This window comes from Spirulina subsalsa CS-330, from assembly GCF_028330765.1.
GTDB lineage: Bacteria > Cyanobacteriota > Cyanobacteriia > Cyanobacteriales > Spirulinaceae > Spirulina > Spirulina subsalsa_A.
This window is the reverse complement of sequence record NZ_JAQMTY010000070.1, coordinates 1-25,328: the sequence shown is the minus strand read 5'-3', so window position 1 is coordinate 25,328 and position 25,328 is coordinate 1. Positions and strand designations below refer to the sequence as shown.

25 protein-coding genes are annotated in these 25,328 nt (G+C 54.0%); 15 read left to right on the top strand and 10 right to left on the bottom strand.

Going from position 1 to position 25,328, the window contains the following annotated elements; translation table 11 throughout:
• The first annotated feature begins 83 nt into the window (after positions 1 to 83).
• Positions 84 to 1,595: a signal recognition particle-docking protein FtsY gene (gene ftsY, locus PN477_RS04665; protein WP_272120729.1), complete on the top strand. Its 1,512-nt coding sequence runs from the start codon at positions 84 to 86 to the stop codon at positions 1,593 to 1,595.
• 189 nt (positions 1,596 to 1,784) lie between these two features.
• The gene (locus PN477_RS04660; protein ID WP_272120731.1) at positions 1,785 to 3,212 is read left to right on the top strand and encodes a PP2C family protein-serine/threonine phosphatase; all 1,428 of its coding nucleotides are present in this window, start codon (positions 1,785 to 1,787) and stop codon (positions 3,210 to 3,212) included.
• Here the strand turns inward: PN477_RS04660 and PN477_RS04655 are convergent.
• Positions 3,204 to 3,335 (bottom strand): hypothetical protein, encoded by a 132-nt coding sequence (locus tag PN477_RS04655; protein ID WP_272120733.1) that lies wholly within the window; start codon positions 3,333 to 3,335, stop codon positions 3,204 to 3,206. The genes PN477_RS04660 and PN477_RS04655 overlap by 9 nt on opposite strands.
• 378 nt (positions 3,336 to 3,713) lie before the next feature.
• On the opposite strand from PN477_RS04655, the gene PN477_RS04650 reads away from it, so the two are divergent.
• The 5 genes from PN477_RS04650 to PN477_RS04630 all read left to right on the top strand — a co-directional run bounded on the left by PN477_RS04650 (position 3,714) and on the right by PN477_RS04630 (position 8,041).
• The gene (locus PN477_RS04650; RefSeq protein WP_272120735.1) at positions 3,714 to 4,409 is read left to right on the top strand and encodes an aldehyde oxygenase (deformylating); all 696 of its coding nucleotides are present in this window, start codon (positions 3,714 to 3,716) and stop codon (positions 4,407 to 4,409) included.
• 205 nt (positions 4,410 to 4,614) lie between these two features.
• Positions 4,615 to 5,637 carry a long-chain acyl-[acyl-carrier-protein] reductase gene (locus tag PN477_RS04645; RefSeq protein WP_272120737.1) on the top strand — a complete coding sequence of 341 codons (1,023 nt, stop codon included), beginning with the start codon at positions 4,615 to 4,617 and terminating at the stop codon, positions 5,635 to 5,637.
• Between the two features lie 35 nt (positions 5,638 to 5,672).
• Positions 5,673 to 6,653 (top strand): acetyl-CoA carboxylase carboxyl transferase subunit alpha, encoded by a 981-nt coding sequence (gene accA / locus PN477_RS04640; protein ID WP_272120739.1) that lies wholly within the window; start codon positions 5,673 to 5,675, stop codon positions 6,651 to 6,653.
• 275 nt (positions 6,654 to 6,928) lie between these two features.
• Positions 6,929 to 7,651, top strand: a complete 723-nt coding sequence (locus PN477_RS04635) for a pyridoxine 5'-phosphate synthase (protein WP_272120741.1) — start codon at positions 6,929 to 6,931, stop codon at positions 7,649 to 7,651.
• Positions 7,652 to 7,714: 63 nt separating this feature from the next.
• Complete coding sequence (locus PN477_RS04630) at positions 7,715 to 8,041, top strand: MgPME-cyclase complex family protein (protein ID WP_272120743.1); 327 nt, start codon at positions 7,715 to 7,717, stop codon at positions 8,039 to 8,041.
• 435 nt (positions 8,042 to 8,476) lie between these two features.
• On the opposite strand, the gene PN477_RS04625 is transcribed toward PN477_RS04630, so the two are convergent.
• Both PN477_RS04625 and PN477_RS04620 read right to left on the bottom strand, forming a co-directional pair.
• On the bottom strand, positions 8,477 to 8,731 hold the full coding sequence (locus PN477_RS04625; RefSeq protein ID WP_272120745.1) for a type II toxin-antitoxin system RelE family toxin: 255 nt from the start codon (positions 8,729 to 8,731) through the stop codon (positions 8,477 to 8,479).
• Positions 8,728 to 8,919, bottom strand: coding sequence for a hypothetical protein (locus PN477_RS04620; protein ID WP_272120748.1), 192 nt, complete (start codon positions 8,917 to 8,919; stop codon positions 8,728 to 8,730). The genes PN477_RS04625 and PN477_RS04620 overlap by 4 nt, the downstream gene beginning before the upstream one ends.
• Positions 8,920 to 9,171: 252 nt before the next feature.
• Between PN477_RS04620 and PN477_RS04615 the strand changes: the two genes are divergently transcribed.
• From PN477_RS04615 to PN477_RS04605, 3 genes are all read left to right on the top strand, one after another.
• Entirely contained in the window at positions 9,172 to 9,408 is a 237-nt protein-coding gene (locus PN477_RS04615) for a hypothetical protein (RefSeq protein ID WP_272120750.1), read from the top strand.
• Positions 9,405 to 9,665, top strand: a complete 261-nt coding sequence (locus PN477_RS04610) for a type II toxin-antitoxin system RelE family toxin (protein WP_272120753.1) — start codon at positions 9,405 to 9,407, stop codon at positions 9,663 to 9,665. The genes PN477_RS04615 and PN477_RS04610 overlap by 4 nt, the downstream gene beginning before the upstream one ends.
• A 268-nt stretch (positions 9,666 to 9,933) precedes the next feature.
• Entirely contained in the window at positions 9,934 to 10,500 is a 567-nt protein-coding gene (locus tag PN477_RS04605; protein WP_272120755.1) for a COP23 domain-containing protein, read from the top strand.
• On the opposite strand, the gene PN477_RS04600 is transcribed toward PN477_RS04605, so the two are convergent.
• The 4 genes from PN477_RS04600 to PN477_RS04585 all read right to left on the bottom strand — a co-directional run bounded on the left by PN477_RS04600 (position 10,501) and on the right by PN477_RS04585 (position 14,004).
• Complete coding sequence (locus tag PN477_RS04600; protein ID WP_272120757.1) at positions 10,501 to 10,674, bottom strand: hypothetical protein; 174 nt, start codon at positions 10,672 to 10,674, stop codon at positions 10,501 to 10,503. It lies immediately after the preceding gene.
• A gap of 6 nt (positions 10,675 to 10,680) precedes the next feature.
• Positions 10,681 to 10,899, bottom strand: a complete 219-nt coding sequence (locus PN477_RS04595) for a DUF433 domain-containing protein (RefSeq protein WP_272120759.1) — start codon at positions 10,897 to 10,899, stop codon at positions 10,681 to 10,683.
• Between the two features lie 4 nt (positions 10,900 to 10,903).
• Positions 10,904 to 12,688: a tetratricopeptide repeat protein gene (locus PN477_RS04590; RefSeq protein WP_272120760.1), complete on the bottom strand. Its 1,785-nt coding sequence runs from the start codon at positions 12,686 to 12,688 to the stop codon at positions 10,904 to 10,906.
• 134 nt (positions 12,689 to 12,822) lie between these two features.
• Positions 12,823 to 14,004 carry a DUF4336 domain-containing protein gene (locus tag PN477_RS04585; RefSeq protein ID WP_272120761.1) on the bottom strand — a complete coding sequence of 394 codons (1,182 nt, stop codon included), beginning with the start codon at positions 14,002 to 14,004 and terminating at the stop codon, positions 12,823 to 12,825.
• Positions 14,005 to 14,162: 158 nt separating this feature from the next.
• Between PN477_RS04585 and PN477_RS04580 the strand changes: the two genes are divergently transcribed.
• The gene (locus tag PN477_RS04580) at positions 14,163 to 14,684 is read left to right on the top strand and encodes a photosystem I assembly protein Ycf3 (RefSeq protein ID WP_272120763.1); all 522 of its coding nucleotides are present in this window, start codon (positions 14,163 to 14,165) and stop codon (positions 14,682 to 14,684) included.
• Between the two features lie 225 nt (positions 14,685 to 14,909).
• Here PN477_RS04580 and uvrA read toward each other — a convergent pair whose 3' ends face one another.
• The 3 genes from uvrA to fni all read right to left on the bottom strand — a co-directional run bounded on the left by uvrA (position 14,910) and on the right by fni (position 21,332).
• The gene (uvrA, locus tag PN477_RS04575) at positions 14,910 to 17,747 is read right to left on the bottom strand and encodes an excinuclease ABC subunit UvrA (protein ID WP_417158750.1); all 2,838 of its coding nucleotides are present in this window, start codon (positions 17,745 to 17,747) and stop codon (positions 14,910 to 14,912) included.
• A gap of 749 nt (positions 17,748 to 18,496) precedes the next feature.
• Complete coding sequence (gene sppA, locus PN477_RS04570; RefSeq protein WP_272122055.1) at positions 18,497 to 20,281, bottom strand: signal peptide peptidase SppA; 1,785 nt, start codon at positions 20,279 to 20,281, stop codon at positions 18,497 to 18,499.
• 16 nt (positions 20,282 to 20,297) lie between these two features.
• On the bottom strand, positions 20,298 to 21,332 hold the full coding sequence (fni, locus tag PN477_RS04565) for a type 2 isopentenyl-diphosphate Delta-isomerase (RefSeq protein ID WP_272122053.1): 1,035 nt from the start codon (positions 21,330 to 21,332) through the stop codon (positions 20,298 to 20,300).
• Between the two features lie 176 nt (positions 21,333 to 21,508).
• Between fni and tpiA the strand changes: the two genes are divergently transcribed.
• The 4 genes from tpiA (at position 21,509) to PN477_RS04545 (ending at position 25,198) form a co-directional block, all read left to right on the top strand.
• Positions 21,509 to 22,234, top strand: coding sequence for a triose-phosphate isomerase (tpiA, locus tag PN477_RS04560; RefSeq protein WP_272122051.1), 726 nt, complete (start codon positions 21,509 to 21,511; stop codon positions 22,232 to 22,234).
• Between the two features lie 117 nt (positions 22,235 to 22,351).
• Complete coding sequence (folP, locus tag PN477_RS04555; RefSeq protein WP_272122049.1) at positions 22,352 to 23,206, top strand: dihydropteroate synthase; 855 nt, start codon at positions 22,352 to 22,354, stop codon at positions 23,204 to 23,206.
• A gap of 51 nt (positions 23,207 to 23,257) precedes the next feature.
• On the top strand, positions 23,258 to 23,884 hold the full coding sequence (gene hisB, locus PN477_RS04550) for an imidazoleglycerol-phosphate dehydratase HisB (RefSeq protein WP_272122047.1): 627 nt from the start codon (positions 23,258 to 23,260) through the stop codon (positions 23,882 to 23,884).
• A 126-nt stretch (positions 23,885 to 24,010) separates the two neighbouring features.
• Entirely contained in the window at positions 24,011 to 25,198 is a 1,188-nt protein-coding gene (locus PN477_RS04545) for a hypothetical protein (RefSeq protein WP_272122045.1), read from the top strand.
• Positions 25,199 to 25,328 lie beyond the last annotated feature (130 nt).

The following is a 25,328-nucleotide window of genomic DNA, read 5'->3' as shown; positions in this document are numbered from 1 at the left end:
GTTTGATCCGGTGCGATCGCGGCTTCCGGCATACTAGTCTATAGAGTAGCGATTTTAATTGAGATGAACATCGTCAGAAGGTAATGCCCGTGTTTAATTGGTTCAAGCGCAAAAAAAAGCAAGACGACCCGGTTTCAGACTCACCCCAGCCGGAGGTGAAGGAAACCCCCAGCGAGGAGCCTGCCCCAGCATCGGAGGAGGCTGATCCTGCGCTTGACTATCTCCAATGGGCCAAGGCCGCTTATCAAAACATCCAAAGTCAGCAAGTCGAAGCCGCCCCAACCGCTACGGCTGAACCGGAGCCAGAACCCGACGAGCCAACCCCTCCCGCCGACCCGGAACCGGAACGCTCCGAGCCGGACTCTTCCGCACCCGACCCCGTCGCCGAGGACTCTGAACCCACACCGGCCGCCGCCGTAGAAATGCTCGAACCGGAGCCAGAACCAACGGAGCCGATCGCACCAGAACCTACGCCGGAACCGGAACCCGCTCCCAGTTCGCCCCAACCGGCATGGATGAAAAAATCCGATGGCTTGGAACGTCTGAAGGAAACGGCGATCGCTGACGATGAACCCGAAGCCGCGATGGCCTTTGACGATGACTTTATGTGGTCGGCGAAGATTCTCGCTGAACAGGGTCGCCGCCCCGAAGATATCGACCTCGAAGAAATTAGCTGGCTCAAACGGTTGCGGGACGGCCTCGGTAAGACGCGGCGCAGCTTGGTTAACCAGTTAAAAGCGGTGGTGGGTCAAGGCCCCCTCAATGACGAAGCCGTCCTGGAAATTGAGGCCCTCTTGCTGCAAGCTGATGTGGGGGTAGTGGCGACGGATCATATTATTGAAACCCTGCAAAATCGCCTGCGGGAAGATGCGTTACCGCCGGATGAAGCGATCGCCTACCTCAAAGAAATTCTCTGTAGCATTCTCGATCAACCCCTCCCCGATCCGGACAATGCCGCCCTTGTCCCCGTTGATGATTGTCTGAATATTTGGCTGATGACCGGGGTGAATGGGGCCGGGAAAACCACCACCATCGGCAAATTGGCTAACCTGGCCCAAAAGTCCGGCTATCCCTGCCTGATTGCCGCTGCGGACACCTTCCGAGCCGCCGCCGTGGAACAGGTGAAAGTGTGGGGCGATCGCACCCAAACCGCCGTGATTGCCAACCCCGGCAAAAATACCGATCCGGCGGCGGTGGTTTATGATGCGATCGCCGCTGCCCAAGCCCGCAACACCCAACTGCTGCTTGTTGATACCGCTGGCCGCCTCCAAAACAAGCAAAACCTGATGGAGGAACTCAGTAAAATTCGCCGCATCATCGACAAAAAAGCCCCCAACGCCGTGATTGAATCCCTCCTTGTCCTGGATGCAACCCTGGGCCAAAACGGACTGCGCCAAGCCCAAGTCTTTTCGGAATCCGCCCAGTTAAGCGGTGTTGTTCTCACAAAACTGGACGGCACAGCCAAGGGAGGAGTCGCCCTCGCCGTTGCCCAACAATTAAACCTACCCATCCGGTTTATTGGGGCTGGGGAAGGGATTGAAGACCTGCGCCCCTTCTCTAGCTATGAATTTGTCGAAGCGCTGCTCAGTGAGTAAAAATACCGCCTCAAGAAATTGACAGAAACGCTGAGGTGTGCTATTGATTTTGAGACTACCTCATGATCCTAAGCGCGACTTGCCTCGCCTCTGTCCCCCCAATAGGCGTTGAAGCTTCGCTGATCATGAAGCCTCCAGTGAGGCTTCTGTTTGATTTAAAATTCCCTGTGCCTGCACAACTCAACAGCAATGATGGCCGCACCGCTTCCCCCCTCTTCCAATTCAGATCTCGCCTCAACTCGAACCCCTGAGGCGACTGCGGTTGCTGCTCTCAAGGAACTCGTAGCGCGGTTGTATCGAGAACAAAACCGGATTCAAAACCTGCTCAGTTCCTTGGGTTTTGCCCTGCGCAGTTTTAATAATCTCAATCAGTTTTTAGAGATCGTGCCGTTAATGGCGGCGCGGGTGACTGATGCTGATGGGGGGGCGTTGGTGTTGGTGCGCCCTGACGGGAAGCCCCGCCTAGAACAATTGCACTGCCAAGAGGGCCATGCCTGCCGTGATATTCGGCGGGCCTTGGAAACGATTACCCGCACGTTTGACCAAAACCAAGATGCGATCGCTGCTAAATCGGCAGGATTTCAGTCGGCGGTTTTGGATCAACGGCTGCAAGACTATTTTGGGCAAACGGTGCAGTTGTTTGGCACGCCGATTTTGGTGAAAAATCAAGAGCGGGGCCGGCTCTATATTTTCAGTGATGACGCGAGTTATCAATGGACTTCGACGCGGCGCAAGTTGGTGCAGTTGGTGGCGGATCAAACGGCGGTGGCGATCGCTAACCAAGACATGACCAACGAACTCCGCCAAAAAGAACGCCTCGATCGCGAGCTAGAAATTGCCTCAGAAATCCAAGATCACCTCTTGCCCCATCACTGCCCCACCATTGCCGGGGTCAACATTGCCGCCAGTTGTAAAACTGCGAATCGGGTCGGCGGCGACTACTACGACTTTATTCCCACCACCTACGATCAATTTAGCCACGAAGACCCTGTGCTGACGACTTCGCCCTGGAGTATTGTGATCGGGGATGTGATGGGTAAAGGGGTTCCGGCGGGGTTGATTATGACGATGACGCGGGGAATGCTCCGGGCGGAAGTGTTGAACCGCCACAGTCCTGCCCAAATTGTCCAGCACCTCAATCAGGTGATGTACGCGGATCTTGACAATTCCCATCGTTTCCTGACGCTGTTCTATTCCGAATACAACCCCCAAACGCGGCTGCTGTCCTATACCAATGCGGCGCACCATCCCCCCCTGCTCTGGCAGGCGCAAACGCGATCGCTCCGGAAGCTCGATACCTGGGGCATGCTGATCGGCCTCGATATCGATTCGGTCTATGAAGATGCTCAAATCCAACTCGCGCCGGGGGATACGGTGGTGTACTTCACCGATGGCTTCACGGACGCGATGAGTCAATCGGGCGATCGCTTTGATGAAGACCGCTTTAACACGGCCTTTGAATGGGCGTGCCAAGAAGGTTACGGCGCTCAGGCGATCCTGGATCATCTTTTTGATCAGGTGCAGCGCTTTGTCGGGGACGGCGACACCTACAAGGATGATATGACCCTCGTGGTGCTCCAATTGGAAGCCAGTCAGGAGGGCAAAGGGTCAACTTGATCCCGGTTGGGGGCGGGGGATGCGGCAGGGCGATCGCAACAGCGATAGAATAAAGGGAGTGCGATCGCCCACGGCCCAGCAGGCGCATTTCAGCCATCCAGACCGAGCAAACCCCATCGCCATCAAAACCCACTGTTCCAGCCTGAAAACCCTGACCGTTCACCCACCCCTTTCGTCTGAAATGGCAATTGAGCGCGGCATCTCGCGTATTTCCCCCCTACTATCAACCCGGACGAAAATCTGTGTGATGCCATACCATCTATCGATTTCCCTTGAAATGATAAGTATTTTCTGTCGAAGTCCTGTTTTAGATAAGTTATTTGCAGTTAAGCAACAATATGATTGTTAAAGTAAAATCGTTACCATATACCTATTAGAAGAAAATCCTAATCGTTAGAGCGATGTTTGCTTTAACCTTAGTCTTTAGGCCGCAATTGTTCCCAGTCTAGCCAAGCGCTAGGATTGGGATGAACGTAAAATCAATTAGGAGACAACCCACTGATGCAGGAACTTGCAGTCCGCCCTGAACTAGACTTTACGAGTGAAACGTACAAAGACGCATATAGCCGCATTAATGCGATCGTGATTGAGGGCGAACAAGAAGCCTACAACAACTATATTGCGATGGGTGAACTACTCCCCGAGCACAAAGATGAACTGACCACCTTGGCGAAAATGGAAAAGCGCCACATGAAAGGGTTTCAAGCCTGTGGTCGTAATCTCACCGTGACCCCGGACATGGAATTTGCGAAACAGTACTTTGCTCGTCTCCATGGCAACTTCAAAACCGCCCATGCGGAAGGCAATGTCGTCGCCTGCTTCGTGATCCAATCCTTGATCATCGAAGCCTTTGCGATCGCCGCCTACAACATCTACATCCCCGTCGCCGACGACTTCGCCCGCAAAATCACCGAAGGCGTGGTCACAGACGAGTACAAACACCTCAACTTCGGTGAAGTCTGGCTCAACGAGCATTTCGAGGCATCCAAAGCCGCCCTCGAAGCTGCCAACAAAGAAAACCTCCCCATCGTTTGGCAAATGCTCAACGCAGTCGAGGATGATGCCGCCGTCCTAGGGATGGAAAAAGCGGCCCTCGTCGAAGACTTCATGGTGAGCTACGGTGATGCCCTCGGCAACATTGGTTTTAACACCCGTGAAATCATGAGAATGTCTTCCTACGGACTCACTGCCGCCTAACCCCCATTCAAGTTCAGCACAAAGGTAGTGACTAGTCTTAGCTGCTAGTCACTACCTTGATCTTCTCTGGCTGAATTCTGCGAAAATCCAAACCGTTCTCTATCCTCAGTCCCCGTTTTTGGTACTATCGTTAAAAGTCTTTACTTTTTCTTTACGTAAATTCATCGCTCGCTGAATCTCACGGGCCCATTCAAACAACCTGCCCATGTTTGGTCTTATCGGTCACCTTACCAATCTTGAACACGCCCACGCCAAAGCCCACGAACTCGGTTATCTCGAAGAGAGTGAACAAGGGCTAGACCTCTGGTGTGCTGCTCCGCCTCAAGTTGTCGATCACATTACCGTCACCAGTGCGACCGGACAAAAAATTGAAGGCAAATACGTTGAATCCTTTTTCCTGCCGGAAATGCTGTCGCAACGACGGATCAAGACCGCGATTCGGAAAATCCTCAACGCGATGGCCTGTGCTCAAAAAGAACACCTCGACATCACTGCCCTCGGCGGATTTTCCTCGATTATTTTTGAAAATTTTAATTTGAGCGCCAATAAACAGGTGCGCAATGTCGAACTCGACTTCAGCCGTTTCACCACCGGCAACACCCACACCGCCTACATCATCTGTCGCCAAGTGGAACAATACGCCGCCAAACTGGGGATCAAGCTCTCCGAGGCAACCGTGGCGGTGTGCGGTGCTACCGGGGATATTGGCAGCGCGGTTTGTCGCTGGCTCGATCGCAAAACGGATGTCCAAGATCTCCTCCTGATTGCCCGCAATCAAGAGCGACTCAACAATTTGCAAACGGAATTGGGGCGCGGCAAGATTCTCGGCCTAGAAGAGGCGTTACCCCTGGCGGATATCGTGGTTTGGGTGGCGAGTATGCCCCAGGGTGTGGATATCAGCGCGATTCCGTTGAAAAACCCTTGTCTTTTGATTGACGGGGGCTATCCGAAAAATCTTGATACCAAGCTGGCCCAAGAGGGTGTTTGTGTCCTCAAGGGTGGAATTGTGGAGCATAGTTTGGATATTGATTGGAAAATTATGGAAATTGTCGAGATGGATGTGCCCGGACGACAATTTTTTGCCTGTTTTGCCGAGGCGATGCTGCTGGAGTTTGAACAATGGCACACTAATTTTTCCTGGGGCCGGAATCAAATTACGGTGGAAAAAATGGAGCAAATTGGAGCGGCATCGGTGAAGCATGGTTTCCAGCCGCTGCTGACTGTTTAGCCCCCCACTGTTTTGTTTTACCCCTTTATTTCCCTATGAGTGCCACTAAAAACCGTCCGTTTCTGCTCACGTTTGAGAAGCCGCTCTGCGAGTTAGAGTCGCGGATTGAGCAGATTCGAGAACTTGCCCGTGAAAATAACGTCGATGTGTCTGAGCAAATCCGGGAGTTGGAGGCGAAAGCAGACCAGTTGCGCCAAGAAATTTTTAGTAGTTTGACTCCGGCTCAGCGGCTTCAGTTGGCGCGGCATCCGCGTCGTCCTTCGACGTTGGACTATATTCAGGCGATGTGTGATGAGTGGCTTGAACTCCATGGCGATCGCAGCGGCAATGATGACCCGGCGTTGGTGGGTGGGGTGGCTCGTTTGGGCGGGATGCCAGTGGTGATGCTTGGCCATCAAAAGGGCCGGGATACGAAAGATAATGTCCTGCGTAATTTTGGCATGGCATCACCGGGGGGCTACCGGAAGGCCTTGCGGTTGATGGAACATGCGAATCGGTTTGGGATGCCGATTTTGACCTTTATTGATACGCCGGGGGCTTGGGCGGGGGTTGAGGCGGAAAAACTCGGCCAGGGGGAAGCGATCGCCTACAACCTGCGGGAAATGTTTAGTTTTGATGTGCCGATTCTCTGTACCGTGATCGGCGAAGGCGGATCGGGGGGCGCGTTGGGGATTGGTGTGGGCGATCGCATTCTCATGTTCGAGCATGCCGTCTATACCGTCGCCACCCCCGAAGCCTGCGCCGCCATCCTCTGGAAAGATGCCGCCAAAGCCCCCCAAGCCGCCGCCGCCTTGAAAATTACCGCCTGGGATCTAAAAAACTTCGGCATTCTCGATGAAATTCTCCCCGAACCCTCAAGCGGTGCTCATTCTGACCCCATCGGTGCGGCTCAGGGCTTGAAAGCCAGTTTGCTCAAAAATCTTGAAGTCTTACTCAGTCTCACCCCGGCTGAACGCCGCGAAGCCCGCTATCAAAAATTCCGGGCCATCGGTCAATTCCACGACCTCAGCGCTTAACCGCCATTCCCTCACCCCAACCCTCTCCCCCAGGAGAGGGCTTCTTGGCTTCATTCTCCCTGGGTTACCAATTCTTAAAATTTAGGCTACGGAACAAGGGGCTTAAGCCCCTTGCCTGAATCACGTTCTCTGTGGTTTTCCTTTAGAAAATTGGTATTAGAGGTGAAGGCGCAGAACTGACGCAGAATTTTGATCCTGTGGATGGGTTGCGTGGCCCATTCCCGTGAATTTTCGGTGTAAGATACAGTACCTATTGTGTTTAAAAGTTCAGTCCTGTGTTGACCCTCGGCGTTAATATTGACCACATTGCCACGATTCGCCAAGCCCGCCGCACCATTGAGCCGGAACCCGTTGCTGCGGCTTTTTTGGCAGAACTCGCCGGCGCGGATGGCATTACGGCCCATCTGCGCGAAGATCGCCGCCATATTCAGGATCGTGATATTCGCCTCTTGCGGGAAACCGTACAGACTCATTTGAATTTGGAAATGGCGGCGACGGATGAAATGGTGCAGATTGCCCTAGAGGTGAAGCCGGACTATGCGACCCTCGTGCCGGAGAAGCGCGAAGAGGTGACCACTGAGGGCGGGTTAAATCTGTTGGGGGATTTGGATCGGTATTGTCAGGTGTGCGATCGCCTCCAATCGGCAGGCATTCCCGTCAGTTGGTTCATTGATGCCGACCCAGATCAAATCGCCGCCGCCGCCAAAACCCAAGCCCAGTTTATCGAACTCCACACGGGAACCTATGCCAACGCCACCCGCGAGGAGGACTGCGATCGCGAATTGGCCATCCTCACCCAGGGCGCAGAACTCGCCCGCAGCCTTGGCCTCCGCATCAATGCCGGTCACGGCCTGACCTATCGCAACGTCTATCCCGTGGCTTCCATCCCCCACATGGAAGAACTCAACATCGGCCATACCATCATCAGCCGCGCTTCCCTGATCGGGATGGAGCGAGCTGTGCAGGACATGAAAAAAGCCATGCGTGGAGAATTGTGAACGATCGCCCCTAAACCCGGTCACGACCCACAACAATGGAATACGGAGAATTTGTAACTAATTATGACGACTTATTATTACGTGGCTGCCAGTCAGAAATTTTTACTCGAAGAAGAACCCCTCGAAGAAGTGCTCAAAGAACGCACCCGCCACTACGGGGAACAACAGAAAGAGATTGATTTTTGGCTTGTCAAGCAGCCGGCTTTCCTTGATGCCCCTGAACTCGCTGCTGCCAACGCCCAATGTCCCAAACCCGCTGTTGCGATCGTTTCCACAAACAAGCAATTTATCACCTGGCTCAAATTACGCCTAGAATTTGTCCTCACTGGGGAATTTGAAGCACCCAGCGCCGCCATTCCCGACCCCTTGGCATCGTTAGTTACGGCTTAGCCCCCCTAGGGTTGAACCCCCCAGCGGTTTGCACCCCAACGATTTTTGGGATTGGGGGCGATCGCTACGGTTTTTGCAACGGTGCGATCGCGCCCCAACCTCTGGGCTAGACTGGGGGCGGTGTTTTGCTGTGGGGTAGGGTGATGCAGCGATCGCGCCTCTCTGGTGTCGAGTCTTGCGGCGTTCCCATTAGACTGAGGGTTTTAGCTCAGTTTGAGGTTGAGTGTATAGGCGATCGCGCTTTGTATTGCCTTGAGTACATCCATCGGCAAATTTCCTAAACCAGGGCGCGGGGCGGTTCTGGATCTTCACGGGAAAAGTTAAAGGGACGGGCTGAAACCGGAAGAGGATCAAGCATGGCGCAATTTGTAAAGGGTGATGTGGTGGTTGTGCCGTTTCCGTTATTTGCGTTGGGGTTAATAGAGTTTCAGAGATTCAACGGTATATTTCGCACCGATGACCAATGGAAAGCACTGTAATTGTTTTTTGAGGGTCATCAATCTCATAAATCACACGATAGTCACCCACACGAAGTCGCCAACCCTCACGTCCTGTAAGCTTTCGGCTACCGTTAGGCCGAGGAGTTGTCGCTAACAACTGAATTGTCTCTTTAATGCGTTCATATTCATCCTGCGGCAGTTTGCTCAGAGATTTTTGAGCGTGGCGCAAAATGTTGATTTGATAGCTCATGCACGCTCAATTTCGCGGATTGCCTGCTCGAAGGAAATAACTTCATCAGGAGCCTGCTTGGCTGTATCGTAGGCACGAATGTCAGCAAGTTCTTCGAGTTCATCGAGTAAACGGCTGGCAATGCGGTCTTGTTCTTGGGTAGGGAGTTGTTGCAGTTGTGCGATCGCCGCTTGCAGGAGTTCGGTCATGGTGTGATCGGGAAGAGGTAATACTGACTATTATATTGGTTGCAATTTCGGTAACGAACTGATCGCACCCCAACCTCTGGGCTAGACTGGGGGCGGTGTTTTGCTGTGGGGTAGGGTGATGCAGCGATTAACGGGCTAATTACGCCATTGCTGGTGTTGAGCTTTGCGACGATGGAAATAGCTCAGGTTGCCAATAGTGATGATGGGCCAATGCTAGCCTAGAAGAGTCCGTTTATTTTCTCCTGAATTATAATGACGACTTTACCTCGCACTGAACCGATTACCCTGACGTTACCTGCCTTAAATCGCGCTGCGATCGATGAAATTTATCATTTTTTACAGTATCTACAATTCAAATACGGCTTGGATTTTGAGCAATGTCTTGAAGTTTTAGAGGATGAAATCGATAGTTTTGATGCCGCAGTTGCGTTGGCAGAACCGGGAGAAGTGTCTTTGGCTAGCTTCAAGCAAACACTCGGTTTAGAATGAGCTATCAAATCGTCATCCAGTCAGCGGCACAGCGGCAATTGAAGAAGCTGACCCCTGAAGTCCAAAAAGCATTGATCGCGGTGATCGAAAATCTCGCAATTGATCCGAGACCTGCGGGGTGCAAAAAGTTAAAGGGACGAGCGGATGAGTATCGTTTGCGTTGGGGCAATTACCGCATTATCTATCAGGTGGAAGATCGCGCCTTGATCATCCGGGTAATCAAGGTGGGGCATCGTCGAGATATTTATGAGGGTTAGTCCGCTCGTTACAGTTTTTGAAACCCATCGCGCCGCTCCTAACATCTGGGCTAGACTGGGGGCGGTGGAGGGCAGGGCTAACGGCTCCCTTCTCCTGGGGGAGAAGGGCCGGGGATGAGGGCGGATGGGTCACTTGCCAAAGTGAGATGCTCCCGATGGCGAGGGGCTGAAGCTCCTTGTTCGGTTCCTATATCTGTTTGGATGGTGCTATGGAATACAATGAATTGGGATTGTAGTTTTCTAAAAATCAACGTTCCCCTGGGGAATCATGGCGGCTGAAGAGAAGAAAACAGTATGGATTGGGATTGCGGGCTTGGTGTTGGGCTTAGTGACACTCGGTTGGACGATGTATGCGGGTCGAGTGCCGTTAACGGTTTCGGTGGAGAGTCAGTTTATTTGTTCGTTACGATCTAACCCGAATTCCACTACGGCCCAGCAAATTTGGACGGTGTTGTATGAAAGGCCGGGCAAGCAGCCGAAGGAGTGGCTGTACATGGTGGAGGAAATGGGCGACGGTTGGAATACAGAGTCTCGCTGTCGTGACATCTCGGATCGTATGAACATCTATAAGGAGGCGGGGCTACTGTCGTTTGAGTATCGTCCGGATGAGAATACACCGAAGCAATGGGTGATCTGTGCGCGAACGAAGGTGACGCAGGGCTGTCCGCCTGTGGTGACGCTTGTGCCGGGGGATGAGGCGGAGGCAATGGCGGCGTTGCAGCGGGTGGCGGGGGCGTTGATGCCGGGGAATCCGGGGAGTTATCAAAGTTCGGCGGAGATTACGCTGGAGCAACCGGCGAGTATTCCGTTAGCGGGTGTGTTGGCGGAGGATTGATTAGGCGTTGTGATTGAGTGATTGCCAAAGTTGAGCGAGTCGGCTCTGGGCAATTTGCTCACGATCATAGTTAATTTGATCGCTGTAGGGTTTACCGTGAACGGCTTGATAGGTTTGGATGTTGCACTGTTCACGGTGGGCCATGAAGTCAACATTGAGCTTAGTTGTTTTCATCTGTGTCTACTCTTTGGGGTGAGATGATTGTTCGCTGTCCGTAGCCATGACGCAGGCTTTAATATCTTCAGGGGTTAATTCAGAGAAGTCTTCGAGAATTTCGGCTTCGGTCATGCCGCCTGCGAAGTATTCGAGGATGTCGTAAACGGTGATGCGCATTCCTCGAATGCAGGGTTTACCGCTGCGTTTGTCGGGTTCAATGGTGATGAGGGTTTGGTAGTCCATGGGGTTAGGGGGAGGGGTTGAGTTTTGCGAGGATGGTTTTGCGGTTGTTTTGGGCGTATGTATTATTTGGATCAATTGCTAGTGCTTTATCGGTAGCAACGAGTGCTTCTTGATTACGATTCAGCAAATGTAAACTCCATCCTTTACTAACCCAAGCATGCGCATAATCAGGATTAATGGCGATCGCTTTGTCATAGGAGGCGATCGCTTCTTCGTATTTCTCTAACTTGCGTAACGAAAGGCCACGGTTATACCAAGCCATAGCATAAGCAGGATCAATGGCGATCGCTCTGTCATAGGAGGCGATCGCTTCTTCGTATTTCTCTAAATTGCGTAACGCAACGCCACGGGCAACCCAAGCATCAGCATAATCAGGATTAATGGCGATCGCTCTGTCATAGGAGGCGATCGCGTCTTCGTATTTCTCTAAATTGCGTAACGAAATGCTACGGGCAACCCAAGCATCAGCATAATCAGGATTAATGGCGATCGCTCTGTCATAGGAGGCGATCGCGTCTTCGTATTTCTCTAAATTGCGTAACGAAATGCCACGGGCAACCCAAGCATCGGCATAATTTTCATTAATGGCGATCGCTTTGTCATAGGAGGCGATCGCTTCTTCGTGTTTCCCTAACGCTGCTAACGAAGCACCACGGTTAGACCAAGCCTCAGCAAAATCAGGATTAATGGCGATCGCTCTGTCGTAGAAAAAAATCGCGCTTTGGTATTGCTCTAACTTTGCGAACGCAGCACCACGTCCATTCCAAGCCAAAGCATAATCGGGATTAATCAGGATCGCTTTGTCATAGGAGGCGATCGCTTCTTGATATTGTTCTAACTTACTGAATGAAACGCCACGGTTATGCCAAGCGAAAGTATAGTTAGGATTAATGGCGATCGCTCTGTCATAGGAGGCGATTGATTCTTGATATTTCTCTAAATGATATGATGCTAAACCCTGCTCAAACCAGGTCACGGCATCGCTCGAATCGAGAGCCAAAGCCCGCGCAAAATAGGGTAGAGCCTCCTCATATTTTTTCTCATTGAGCAACGCCGCTCCTTTCTCATACAACGCCTTCGCCGTCCCCACCGCCACCACCGGCAACTGCGCCAACATCCCCGCCAACTCCCCCTGTAACTTCGCAATCGGAACCGCCAACCGGAACCCCGCATCCTCCTGACCATGCACCCCCACCACCCCACCACATAAATTCACCAACGGCCCCCCACTCATCCCCGCCGCCGATGTACTCGTATAGGTGATGTCATACCCCCCCTCATTGCCCGCATCCACCGCCGAAATTTCCCCCGTCGCCACCTGCTGCTGATAAAGCGCCTTCTCACCCCCATCCGGAAAACCAAACAGATAAACCAGATCCAACTGCTGAATCAGACTCGAATCCCCCAACGGCAACGCCGCATAGGGACAGCCCTCCCCCGGCGCATCAAACGTAATAATCGCCACATCCATCCCATTCGCTGACGACTGCACCGCCCGCGCCGGGAACCCCCCCGGACTCACCGTATCCACATCATGGGGCGAAATCGAAATCAAATCACTCGGCTTCACCACATGAGCCGAAGTCGCCACCGTACAAACCCCCGCCTCCCCCGCAATGATGAACCCTGTCCCCTGCCCCTTTTGATCCCCGTAGGTAATCCGCACTACACTCGGCTGAATCTGGGCCAGCAAAACACCACGCTCAAGGGGTTTGCAATGTTCCTCACAACCCACCAAAGCCAACACCATCAAACCACCCAAACCCGTCCGCACTGACTGCCACACCATAGCCACTCAACCCGTGAACTGATACCAGCCCTATTATGATCCAGTTTTTTCCGGGAGACTGTCCCCCCGCAACGCTTTGCAATGTTCAGTCGGCAAACACGATCGCGCCTACCCCACCCAGTCAAGCCCACCGATTACGCAGGCGGGGGCGTGACCTTGAGATCGATGAGGCGGCGATCGATATCCCGTAGGACTTGGAGATCGGCGGCGGGTAACGTTTGGGCGGGGTTGGGGGTGAGGAATTGAAAGGCTTCGCGCCAATCGTGGGGGGTGGCGGCGATCGCAGCGCTGAAATGACAGGGAATAATCCGCTCGAAGGGCCAGCGGGCGACGCGATCGCACCAACTCCGAACCGCTACCGGATCGCGGTTCAAAATCAGGGTTTGGAGGATGGGGGCAACGCGCAGGGTTTCGTTATGGCTGAGGGCGGCGAAGGTGTCGCGCCATCCGGCTTGCCAGGCGAAGGGATAGAGGCCGAAATAAGCCCGGCGGGTGCGATCGCTCCCCTGTTTTGCCTCCTGCCAGGCGGGGCCAAGCTCGATCGTTTCCAAGGTCGCGGGGCGAAAATAGAGGGCAAAGAGACAGATCCGCTGCCAACCTTTTTGGCGGTTGCTGGGGGTGTCGCGGATCGGGTCGGCGGCTCCGTCTTTGGCGTGGAAGAGGAGGGGGTAGGGGTCAAGCTGCACCACCTCCGGCGGATCGGGAGGGACGGAGAGGATCGTATCCGTGGCCAGGAGAGTGCGCGATCGCCGATGATAAAACACCACTTCGCCAAATTTCCCCAATCCCAACGGTAACGGCCCCAAAATTTCATAATCAAACTCAGCCGCAAAGGGCGTTGCGGAGCGTTCCGGGGGCAAAATTTCCGTGCGTCCCCAGGGGCAGCCCAACCAACTCAGGGGTAAATTCACCGGAAAACTCCATTGACCGGGGGCCACAAACACCGTTGCAGCCGGGAACCGACGGGCAAAGGGGCCAATGAATACCTTATGCTCGATGCCGGAAATCGTCGGCAGGATAATATAGCGCACGTCCCCGAAGCGATCGCACAGTTCCCGCAATAACCCTAAACATTCCCCCGTCGGAGCCACCGGCGCATAGACCAACAAGCCCCCCGCCTCCAGTCGTACCACCGTCATCCGAATCGGAACCACCACATAAAAAATCCCCTGCACCTGCTCAAACACCCAAATCCAATCCGGGACTAGCTCCCGGCGCAGGGTGCGGCGTTGCCCGTAGGGATAAATCGGCACAATCGGCCAATAGGGCCAGCGGCGATCGGCGGTTTGCGCGGAAATTGCGGCGGTTTTGGTCATGCCCAGTCAGTTACCAAGGGTTCAGCCTTTCATTTTATCGGAGTGGTTGAAGGATTTAGGGGGTTGCTGTTCCCAGGTGAAGACCGTGCGATTCAACGGGCGGCTGGCATACACTACACTAAATACACAATTCCGATTGAAATTCTCAATTTATCCCTATGCCACGCACCCAACGCAACGATAACTTTATTGATAAAAGCTTTACCGTCATGGCAGACATCATCCTCAAGATTCTGCCCACCAATCAAAAATCCAAAGAAGCCTTTGCCTATTATCGTGATGGGATGTCTGCCCAAGCCGATGGCGAATATGCCGAAGCCCTCGACAACTATCACGAAGCCCTGAAACTCGAAGATGAAGCGGCCGATCGCTGCTATATCCTCTACAACATCGGCCTGATTCACGCCAGCAACGGCGATCATGAAGTCGCCCTGCGCTACTATCACGAGGCGATCGAACTCAACCCCAACATGCCCCAAGCCCTCAATAACATCGCCGTGATCTACCACTACCAAGGGGATCAGGCTCAGGAAGCGGGCAACAGCGACCTGGCTGAATCGTTCTACGATCGCGCCGCCGAATATTGGAAACAAGCCATCCGCATCACCCCCAATAACTACATCGAAGCGCAAAACTGGTTAAAAACCACGGGCCGCTCAGAAATGGATGTGTTTTTCTAAGCGTTGAACAACGCGCAGGATGAGGCAAGGGGCTTCAGTCCCTTGTTTCTAGGCCTACTGATTATCCTCAATCGATTTCAACTCGATTCCCCCCAGCCCCCCTTAAAAAAGGGGGAGTCATTCAAAGTCCCCCTTTTTAAGGGGGATTCAGGGGGATCGGGGATTCAGGGGGATCAATGTCAGTATTTGCAAGTTGTGTATCAGCAGTAGGTTCCTAGGCACGGGTTAGGGTTGGGCCGACTTCAACACCGATCGCAAATACTGGCCGGTGTAGGATTTTCCATGGGCCGCCACGGTTTCCGGTGTGCCGATCGCCACAATTTGGCCGCCGCGATCGCCCCCCTCCGGCCCCAGGTCGATCAACCAATCCGCACAGCGAATCACATCTAAATTGTGCTCAATCACGAGCACCGAATTGCCCTTATCCACCAACCGCTGCAACACATTGAGCAAGTGATGCACATCGTAAAACGATAGCCCCGTCGTCGGTTCATCAATCAGGTACAACGTCTTACCCGTGGCGCGGCGCGACAGTTCCGACGCAAGTTTGACCCGCTGCGCTTCCCCACCGGACAGCGTCGGCGCAGGTTGACCGAGGCGTACATAGCCCAACCCCACATCCATCAGGGTTTGTAACCGGGTGGCCGCCTTGGGGATTTTTTCAAAGGTTTGTAACGCCTCTTCAACGGTCATCCCCAACACATCGGCAATGGAAAACCCTTTGTATTTCACCTGCAACGTCTCGCGGTTATAGCGCGTGCCCTTGCACACTTCGCACTGCACATAGACATCGGGCAAAAAATTCATCTCAATCACGTTCACCCCTTGGCCGCTACAGGCTTCACAGCGTCCCCCCTTGACATTGAACGAGAATCGCCCCTGCTTGTAGCCCCGCGCTTTGGCTTCGATGGTTTCCGCGAAGAGGGCGCGAATTGAGTCGAAAATGCCGGTATAGGTGGCGGGGTTGGAGCGGGGGGTGCGGCCAATGGGGGATTGATCGATGACGATCACCTTATCCACGGCGTTGAGGCCGTCGATTTTGCCGAGATGGGTGGGAAAGGGGGTCTTTTTGGTGAAATGGTGTTGCAGGGCGGGGTAGAGGAGTTCATTCACGAGGGTGGATTTTCCCGAACCCGATACCCCGGTCACCGCGACTAATTTACCCAAGGGAATGTCTACATCGAGATGCTGCAAGTTGTTATGGTGGCAGTCTTTGAGTTTGAGGGTGCGACCGTTCCCTTTACGGCGTTCGGGGGGGGTGTCGATGGTGCGCCGTCCGGAGAGATAGGCCCCGGTTAAGGAGGCTTCGGTCTGGAGCAGATCGTCAAAACTCCCGGCACAGACGATCGCACCCCCATGCACCCCGGCTTTGGGGCCAATATCAACGATGTGATCGGCGGCGCGGATCGTGTCTTCGTCATGTTCGACGACGATCAAGGTGTTGCCGAGGTCGCGGAGTTTGCGCAATGTCCCAAGGAGGCGATCGTTATCTCGTTGGTGGAGGCCGATGCTGGGTTCATCGAGGACGTAGAGCACCCCCGTCAGGCCGGAACCGATTTGGGTGGCGAGGCGGATGCGTTGGGCTTCACCGCCGGAGAGGGTCATGGCGGCGCGATCGAGGGTGAGATAATCCAAGCCCACATCAAGGAGGAATTGAAGGCGATCGCGAATCTCTTTTAACGCCAAGGTGCCGATCATCGCTTGGCGTGGGGTGAGGTCAAGATGATTGATCCGATCGAGGGCAACGCGGATCGGCATGCTCGTCAGTTCAATGATGTTGTATTGCCCCAGACGCACGGCCAAGCTTTCGGGTTTTAAGCGTTGCCCGTGACAGATTTCGCAGGTTTGAAAGACGATATATTGTTCGAGTTTTTGTTTATAGGTTTCTGAACTGGTGTCTGCATAGGCGCGTTCGAGCATGGCCAGGATGCCCGCAAAATTACGGTAGTAGCCTTTGCCGCGATAGGGGTCGGATTCCATCTGGATCGGTTGGTCTGCACCGTAAAGCAAGACGTGGCGTTGTTCGTCGCTGAGGCGATCCCAGGGGGTTTGGATTTCAAAATCATAGGCTTGGCCGATGCTGTGGAGCAGTGAGAGATAGTAGGCGTTGTCTTTGTCAGACCAAGGCGCGATCGCACTATACAGCGGTTGGGTTGGGTCAGGAATAATTAATTCCGGCGTGAAGGTGCGGAGGCTGCCGATGCCGTGACAATGGGGACAAGCGCCGTAGGGGGAATTGAACGAGAATAAACGCGGCGACAATTCATCCATTACCGCCCCATGTTCCGGGCAAGCAAAGTTTTCTGAAAAGACCAATTCTTGGTCATCAGTGGCGATAATTGCTGTGCCTTCGGCGTGTTTTAAGGCGGTGGCGAGGGAGTCTGCTAATCGTTCCTGAAGACCCTCTTTTTTGATCAGGCGATCAATCACAATTTCGATGCAATGGCTGTGATTCTTTTTTAACTCGATCGCATCACTGAGTTCGCGAATTTCACCATTAATTCGCACCCGCACAAATCCTTCACTGGCTAGGCTGGAGAGGAGTTTTTTATGGGTTCCTTTTTTCCCTTTCACCACGGGGGCTAAGACTTGAAAGCGAGTGCGATCGGGCAGGGCCAGCACCAGATCGCACATTTCATCAATGGTCTGGGGGGCAATGCTGCGATCGCAGTGGGGGCAATGGGGCAACCCCGCCCGCCCAAACAGCAGCCGCAAATAGTCGTAAATTTCCGTCACCGTGCCCACCGTCGAGCGTGGATTGTGGGAGGTGGACTTTTGATCAATGGAAATGGCGGGACTCAACCCCTCGATCGCATCCACATCGGGTTTATCCAACTGCCCCAAAAACTGCCGCGCATAGGCGCTGAGGGATTCCACATACCGCCGCTGCCCTTCAGCAAAAATCGTATCAAAGGCGAGGGACGACTTCCCCGAACCCGATACCCCGGTAAAGACGATGAGGCGATCGCGGGGTAAATCCAGGTCAATATTTTTTAGATTATGCTGCCGTGCGCCACGAATCCGAATCACATTCCGGGCGGTTCCTGCGGGATCAGCAGGCATCGGCAGCGAGTCGGATAGGTTCAATGGCTCTGACATAGGGGCAGGGGGTTAACAGTCCTTAACAATTCTAGCCCCTTGCGATCGCTTTGTTCAGGGCGGGGCGGGCGGCCCTCCGCTCTGCGGTGAGTTTCCTTTTTTTTTCGATGAACGTTAATACGGATGATGAATGGCCTACTCGGTAAGAGGGTTTAGTTAACATCAACGGATAGAATTCTTTTTTGATTAACCCTGTAGAATTTTTGAAGATTGATGTAATAGATTAATGCCTAATTCTGTTTGATAATGAAGAAATTTTGTCTGAATTGGGGAAAGATGATCATCATTCTCAATACCATGTGAATCAGCGAAAGTGAGCAAACAAGGGGAGGAAATCTCGATCTTAATTAGACACAATACTCACAAGAGATCCCCCTCAATCCCCCTTAAAAAGGGGGAGGTGGTGTTCTCCTCTTTTCGTAATTCGCTATATAGCCGTAGTTAGGTTGCTTAGGACAAGGGTATGTCTAGGAACAAGGGGCTTAAGCCCCTTGCCTGTCCTAGTACAGAGTCAAGACTTAATATTCGGATTGTATTGAATGTCCAACACTCAACGTGACGGTGCGTTACGCTTCGCTAACAGCACCCTACCAACATCCTAATTCTTTGCATTGACGCTGCACTAGACTGCATTGAACCGATGCCCGATCTGGACTCGTTGAACCGAAAACGCTCCGCTGTGGAATCAGGGGAGCGTTTTTTTGCGCGGGGGGTTAGCGGATGGTGAGGGTGGGGGCGATGGAATAGAGGTGGCGGGGGTCGCTGAAGCGGGTGAGTTGTTGGAGTTGGGTGTGGAGTTTAACCCATTCTTGGGTGAGGGGCGTGGTGTCTTGGATGGAGAAGGTGCGGAAAAGGAATTCTTCAAAGGTGAGTTCGTTTTGATATTCTTCCACTTGCCAATCGTCCCCCAATTCGGCGGTTGCGGCGGCGTAGGCGATCGCATCTTCCAAACCGCCAATCTGATCCACCAATCCATTGGCCGCCGCATCACTGCCCGACCAGACTCGCCCTTGGGCAATCGCCGCCACTTCAGACCGAGGCATGGATCGCGATCGCGCCACTTTATCCAGAAACAGATTGTAAATCTGATCCACGAATTGCTGAATGGTGGCGAGTTCGGCTTCGGTTTTGGGGCGGGCAATGGTGTCAATATCGGCAAAGGGCGCGGTTTTGACGCTGTCCCAGGTGATGCCGTTTTCGGTGGTAATGCCTTCCAAGTTGGGCAAGAGACCAAATACACCGATGGAACCGGTGATCGTGGTGCTTTCGGCAAAGATGCGATCGGACTCTAGGGCAATCCAGTAGCCCCCCGACGCGGCAACATTCCCCATAGAAACGATGATCGGTTTTTGTTCACGGGTGAGTTGGAGTTCTCGCAAAATCAGGTCTGACGCGGTGGCACTCCCCCCCGGACTGTTAATCCGCAACACGATCGCTTTGACATCCTCATCGCGGCGCAGGTCTCGAATCTGGCGAATGAGGCGATCGCTCCCGATTTGCTCCACTTCGCCTTCGCCGTAGACGATTTCCCCGGCAGCGTAGAGAATCGCGATCTTTTGCTCGGCATCGTCTCCGGCGATCGCATCGGCCACTTCGCTGCGATAGTTGGCCAAGGTGACATGGCGAAATTGCTGTTTTGGCTCCTCCTCTTGTTCCGTGAGGGTACGCAGTTCGGCGGCAACTTCGTCAAAATAGGCGACTTGATCGACGAGTTGCGCTTGGACGGCGGTTTCGGGTAAAAGGAAGCCTTGGGTGGCGGCAATCTGTTGCAGGGCGGCGGGGGTTTGGTTGCGATCGCGCCCCACCGCTGTTAAAAATTCCTGCCATAGATCCCCTAAAAGGGCCGTCAACTGTTCCCGACTCGCGGCACTAAATTCCGTTTCAATAAACGGTTCGACCGCTGATTTATAGTTCCCCGCCCGCACCACCTGCACCCCCACGCCGAACTTTTCCAAAGCTCCCGTTAAAAAGGTTTGCTCTGCACCGAGGCCATTAAATTCCAACTCGCCCATGGGATTAATCACCACCGTATCCGCCACGGAACCGAGGTAGTAATCCCCCTCGCTCCAATCCACGTCATAGGCCATCACCCGCTTACCCGATTCTTGAAAGGCAGTCAGGGCAGGGCGTAGAGCTTGGGCCGTCGCAAACCCCATCCCCGCTTCACCGCCGCTTCCATCGATCAGCAGTCCGACGATGCGATCATCCTGGGCCGCTTCGGCGAGGGCAATTTTTGCTTGGCGGAGGGTGATGGTATTGGTTTCGACGGCGATCGCTTCGGTGAATTCATCGAGTAATTGACTGTCGCGGATCGGGGTGGAGAGGTCGAGGACGAGAATGGAGCGATCGCGCACCGTCGGTTCTTCCACATCCTCCGTCGTCGCCAACAATGCCACCACCACCACCAAACCCGCCCCCGTACCGAGCAACACCAGGAACACCACAGCAGTAATGGTTCCAATCGCGCTCGCACTCACATCCCGCAAAAACTTCCACATCGCTTTTAAATCCTGCTTATGCTGATAAGTGACGCAACGATTGAGATTGTTGTAAGTCTGCGATCGTGCGGTTGCCTGTACAGAATAATACTGTAGCGATTTCTGCCTGGAGCAGTTGCACCAATTCCGCCACCGCTGTTTCCGACTCCGCTGCCGCCCGCAAAAAGGGCATCGCCAACCCCACCAAATCCGCCCCCAAGGCCAACGCCTTCGACCCCTCTAGCCCGTCGCGAATGCCACCCGACGCAATCAACGGCAACTGGGGCAAGAGATGGCGCACCGTCACCAAACATTCCGCCGTCGGCAGCCCCCAATCTGAAAATGTTCGCCCTAAGCGGCGCTGCAACAGGGTTTCAGCCCGCTCACTTTCCACCTTAGCCCAGGAGGTTCCCCCCGCACCGGCCACATCGATCGCCTTCACCCCTGCGTTTAACAGCCGTTGGGCCATCGCCGCCGAAATCCCATTGCCCACTTCTTTGGCAATCACCGGCACGGGCAATTGATGGCAAACCGTTTCGATTTTTTGCAGTAGACCGCGAAAATTGCGATCGCCATTGGGCTGAATACATTCTTGCAGCGGGTTGAGATGGAGAATCAGGGCATCGGCTTCGAGGCAATCCACCACCTGGCGACATTGATCAATCCCGTAGGTGTAGTTAAGCTGCACCGCGCCAAGGTTCGCAAACAGGAGAATATCCGGGGCCACCGTCCGCACTGCAAAGGTTTTCGTTACCTCCGGCCGTTCCACCATCACCCGCTGAGAACCCACCCCCATGGCGAGGCCGTATTCTTGAGCGATCGCCGCCAAATTGTGATTAATCCGGTGGGCTTCCTCCGTGCCGCCGGTCATCGAGGAAATCAGCAGGGGCGCGTTGAGGGATTTACCCAAAAACGACGTGCTAATGTCAATTTCATCGTAGTCCAGTTCCGGCAAGCAATGATGATTGAAGCGATACTGTTCAAAGCCCGTGGTTTGTTGGCGGCATTGAACATCCTCTTCCAGACAAATCCGAATATGTTCCGCTTTACGGGTCTGAGTCGTGGGGGTCATGGATGGTGTGAGTCAGGGGCGAGTGTCAACAGATCCACTATAGATGGAGATGCTGATATAGATGGAGATGCTGACCGCGTGCAGTTTGTCAGTTCCATCACCTGCCCGCTAGCCTTAACACCCACAACAACTTAAACTGATAAAATCACAAATTCACTTAACCATTCTGTTTAACTGTGCGCAAAATTCTGATCGCGGGAAACTGGAAAATGTATAAAACTCAGGCAGAAGCGAAAGCGTTTCTCCAGAGTTTTTTACCGGCCATTGAAGAGACAGACCCCACCCGTGGGATTATTCTCTGCTCCCCCTTTACGGCCCTCGATTCGATGTCCCAAAATCTGCACGGGAGTCGGGTTCGCCTGGGGGCGCAGAATGTCCACTGGGAAGAAGTGGGAGCCTATACCGGTGAAGTGTCCGGGCCGATGTTAAAGGAAGTCGGGGTGAGCTATGTGATTATTGGCCATAGCGAACGGCGGCAATATTTCGGGGAAACGGACGAGACGGTGAATCTTCGCCTCAAGGCTGCCCAGGGCTATCAGTTAACGCCGATCCTCTGCGTGGGTGAAACGAAGGCCCAGCGCGATGCCGGGGAAACTGAAGCCGTGATCAGCAAGCAATTAGCCCTGGATCTGGCTGGCATTGATCAGAGTAATTTGGTGATTGCCTATGAACCGATTTGGGCGATTGGAACGGGAGACACCTGCGCCGCTGATGAGGCGAATCGGGTGATCGGGCTGATTCGTGACCAACTGACGAACCCTAGTGTTTCGATCCAATATGGGGGATCGGTGAAGCCGGAAAATGTGGATGAGATTATGGCACAACCGGAAATTGATGGGGCCTTAGTGGGCGGTGCGAGCCTGGCAGCAGATGATTTTGCGCGGATTGTCAACTATCACTAATCAGCTAGGGGAAAATGGGCTAGAGGCTTAGGCCAGAAGCCGCCAGGGTTTCAGGCTCTGGTGGGATTGCTGTCCCGGCGGTCTGCCTCCCTGAATACCACTGTGATCAAACGCGAGATGAATGATCCACGACGCTTAACGCCTTTGACGCTGCGCGATCGCACCTTTGCCTGGGGGTCGCGCACTTACATCATGGGGATTCTCAATGTCACCCCCGATAGTTTTAGTGATGGCGGCCAGTTCGATCGCCCCGAAGCTGCGATCGCGCAAGTGCAAGCCATGCTCACCGCCGACGTGGACATTATCGATGTGGGCGGCCAATCCACCCGCCCCGGCGCTGAACAAATTTCTCTAGAAACGGAACTGAGCCGCACGATTCCCGTGATCGAACGCATCCGCACGATCACCCATCGCCCCATTTCCATTGACACCACCCGCGCCGCCGTGGCCGAAGCGGCGATTCAGGCCGGGGCGGATCTGGTCAACGACATTTCCGGCGGCACGTTCGACCCGGAGATATTCGCCACCGTGGCCCAGCTTGGCGTGCCGTATATCCTCATGCACCTGCGCGGCACTCCCGCCACAATGCAAACCCTGACGGATTACGCCGACCTCACCGCTGAGATTGGGGCCTTTTTTGAGCATCAGATCGCTAGGGCTGAGGCGGCGGGGGTGGCGCGATCGCACCTCATCCTCGATCCGGGCATTGGTTTCGCCAAAACCGCTGCGCAAAATGTGGAACTGATCCAAAAACTGCGGGACTTTGACCGGCTGAATACACCGCTCCTCGTGGGCCCGTCCCGAAAAAGCTTTATCGGTAAAATCCTCGATCAACCCGACCCACAACGGCGCGTGTGGGGCACGGCGGCGGCGGCCTGTGGGGCGATCGCCACTCGTTGCGACATTCTGCGCGTCCATGATGTGCCAGAACTCCGCGATGTCTGTCGCGTCGCTGATGCGTTGTGGCGTTGAGCCATTGCGTATACTAGATCTTTAATTCTTGCTCATTCCTCATCAAACCCTATGCAACTTAGCGATCGCCCCGCCACCGTCCCCAGCCTGCACCGCACCGCCAGCGTTCACCGCAAAACCGGCGAAACGGATGTGCAAGTCAGCGTTACCCTTGATGGCACAGGTCAATGTCGCACCAAAACCGGAATTCCTTTCCTTGACCACATGCTCCATCAAATCGCCTCCCACGGCTTGGTAGACCTCGACATCCACGCCCACGGCGATTGGGAAATTGACGACCACCACACCAACGAAGATGTGGGGATTACCCTCGGCATGGCCTTGGCCCAAGCCTTGGGCGATCGCAAAGGGATTCACCGCTTCGGCCATTTCATCGCCCCCCTTGACGAAGCCCTCGTCGAAGTAGTGCTCGACTTTTCCGGACGGCCCCACCTCAGTTATGGCCTGGAGATTCCCACCGAGCGCGTCGGCACTTACGATACGCAACTGGTGCGCGAGTTTTTCGTGGCGATCGTCAACCATAGCCAACTCACCCTCCACATCACCCAACGCGCCGGGGTCAACTCCCACCACATCATTGAAGCCACCTTCAAAGCCTTCGCCCGCGCCCTCCGCATGGCCGTCGAAGTCGATCCCCGCCGCGCCCACCAAATCCCTAGCTCTAAAGGCGTGCTCTAGAGGGAAAAGACAGTGACGGGTTGCATGACTGGGATGCACCCTCATCATGACCGACCCTTGCGATCGCAGCAGGAGAGGCATCAAATTCAGGCATAATGAAATCCTGTTCATTTTGCCAGTCGCACCATGTCACTCCCCGTTATCACCCCACTCCTCAACCGTTTAGAGTCACACCCGCAGCGACGCGCTGTGGTGCTCATCGGCGGGGTGCTGCTGTGGGGTCTGTGGACGCTGGTGAATGCGGATCGCATCAATATCAATCAGGGGTTTGGGTTTGATGTGCTCTATGGGGAATTGGCGCAGGATTTTCCAGGACGTATGGCAGCAGGGGTGAATCGGTTTTGGTTAGCGCGAAGTTTTCCGTCGTTGTTGGTGTATGGGCTGCTCAAAATGAGTTTTGTGTCGCCAACCCCCGACCATGTGATTACGGCGTTTATCCTGCTCAATACGATCAGTGTGGGGGTGGTGGCCTGGATGTGGTTGAAGATTAGTGACCTGTTGCGTTTACAGTCCCTGGGGTTTTGGTTCGGTGCGATCGCCCTCTTTCTCAATTTCTTTGTGTTGAAGGAATTAACCTACATTTCAGTGCGCACCGATGCCGTCGCCTATGCGATCGGCATCGCGATGTTCTATGCCTATCTCACCCGCAACACCCTCGCCCTCTACGGCTTAACCCTCATCGGTTCATTTACCTGGTCATCGGCGATCTATATGGGCGGTTTTTTTCTGCTGTTTCCCCGTGACGATCGCCCGGCTCTGGCCCCGCAACCGATCACCCGCTGGCCCTGGCGATTCGCCCTCGCGGCATTGCCCAGTATCGGCGCGTTCATCTATATGCACGCCCTCATTCCGGGGGAACATGACTACCTCAATCGCGGCGTTCCCATCGAGTCTGTGGGGTATCTGAGTGCGGCGATCGCCGTCGCCTACCTCTTTTTCAGTCTTGCCGAACTGCTAAAAGATCAACGCTTAATTCAATGGTCGGCGTGGCGATCCTATCTCACCTCGAAATCCTTCTACATCACCCTCATTTTTTTAGGCGCGATCGACTATGCCACTGGCCAATTAGCCACCGCCCCCGGCAACGACTCAACCTTCGGTCATAATCTCTATCTGCGGATTTTAACCAGCATTCTACAACCGGGTGTCTTTTGGCTGGCCCATGTCCTCTATTGGGGGCCACTGATTATTTTGATCACCTTCCTTTGGCAACCCATGTGCAAAGCGATCCGTACCTATGGCATGGGTTTAACCGTATGGATGCTGTTTAGCGTGATGCTTGCGTTAGGGAGTGAGTCGCGTCATTTATCTTAAAATGTGCAAAGAAGACTCCCACTATAAAGCGAGTCCGAGTAGAGTTACCGAAGGTAACGGCGGACGTGCCTTTTAGTGGCGAGATGAATTTGCACCAACAAACAAATCGAGCGACAGCGAGTCCTTTAAT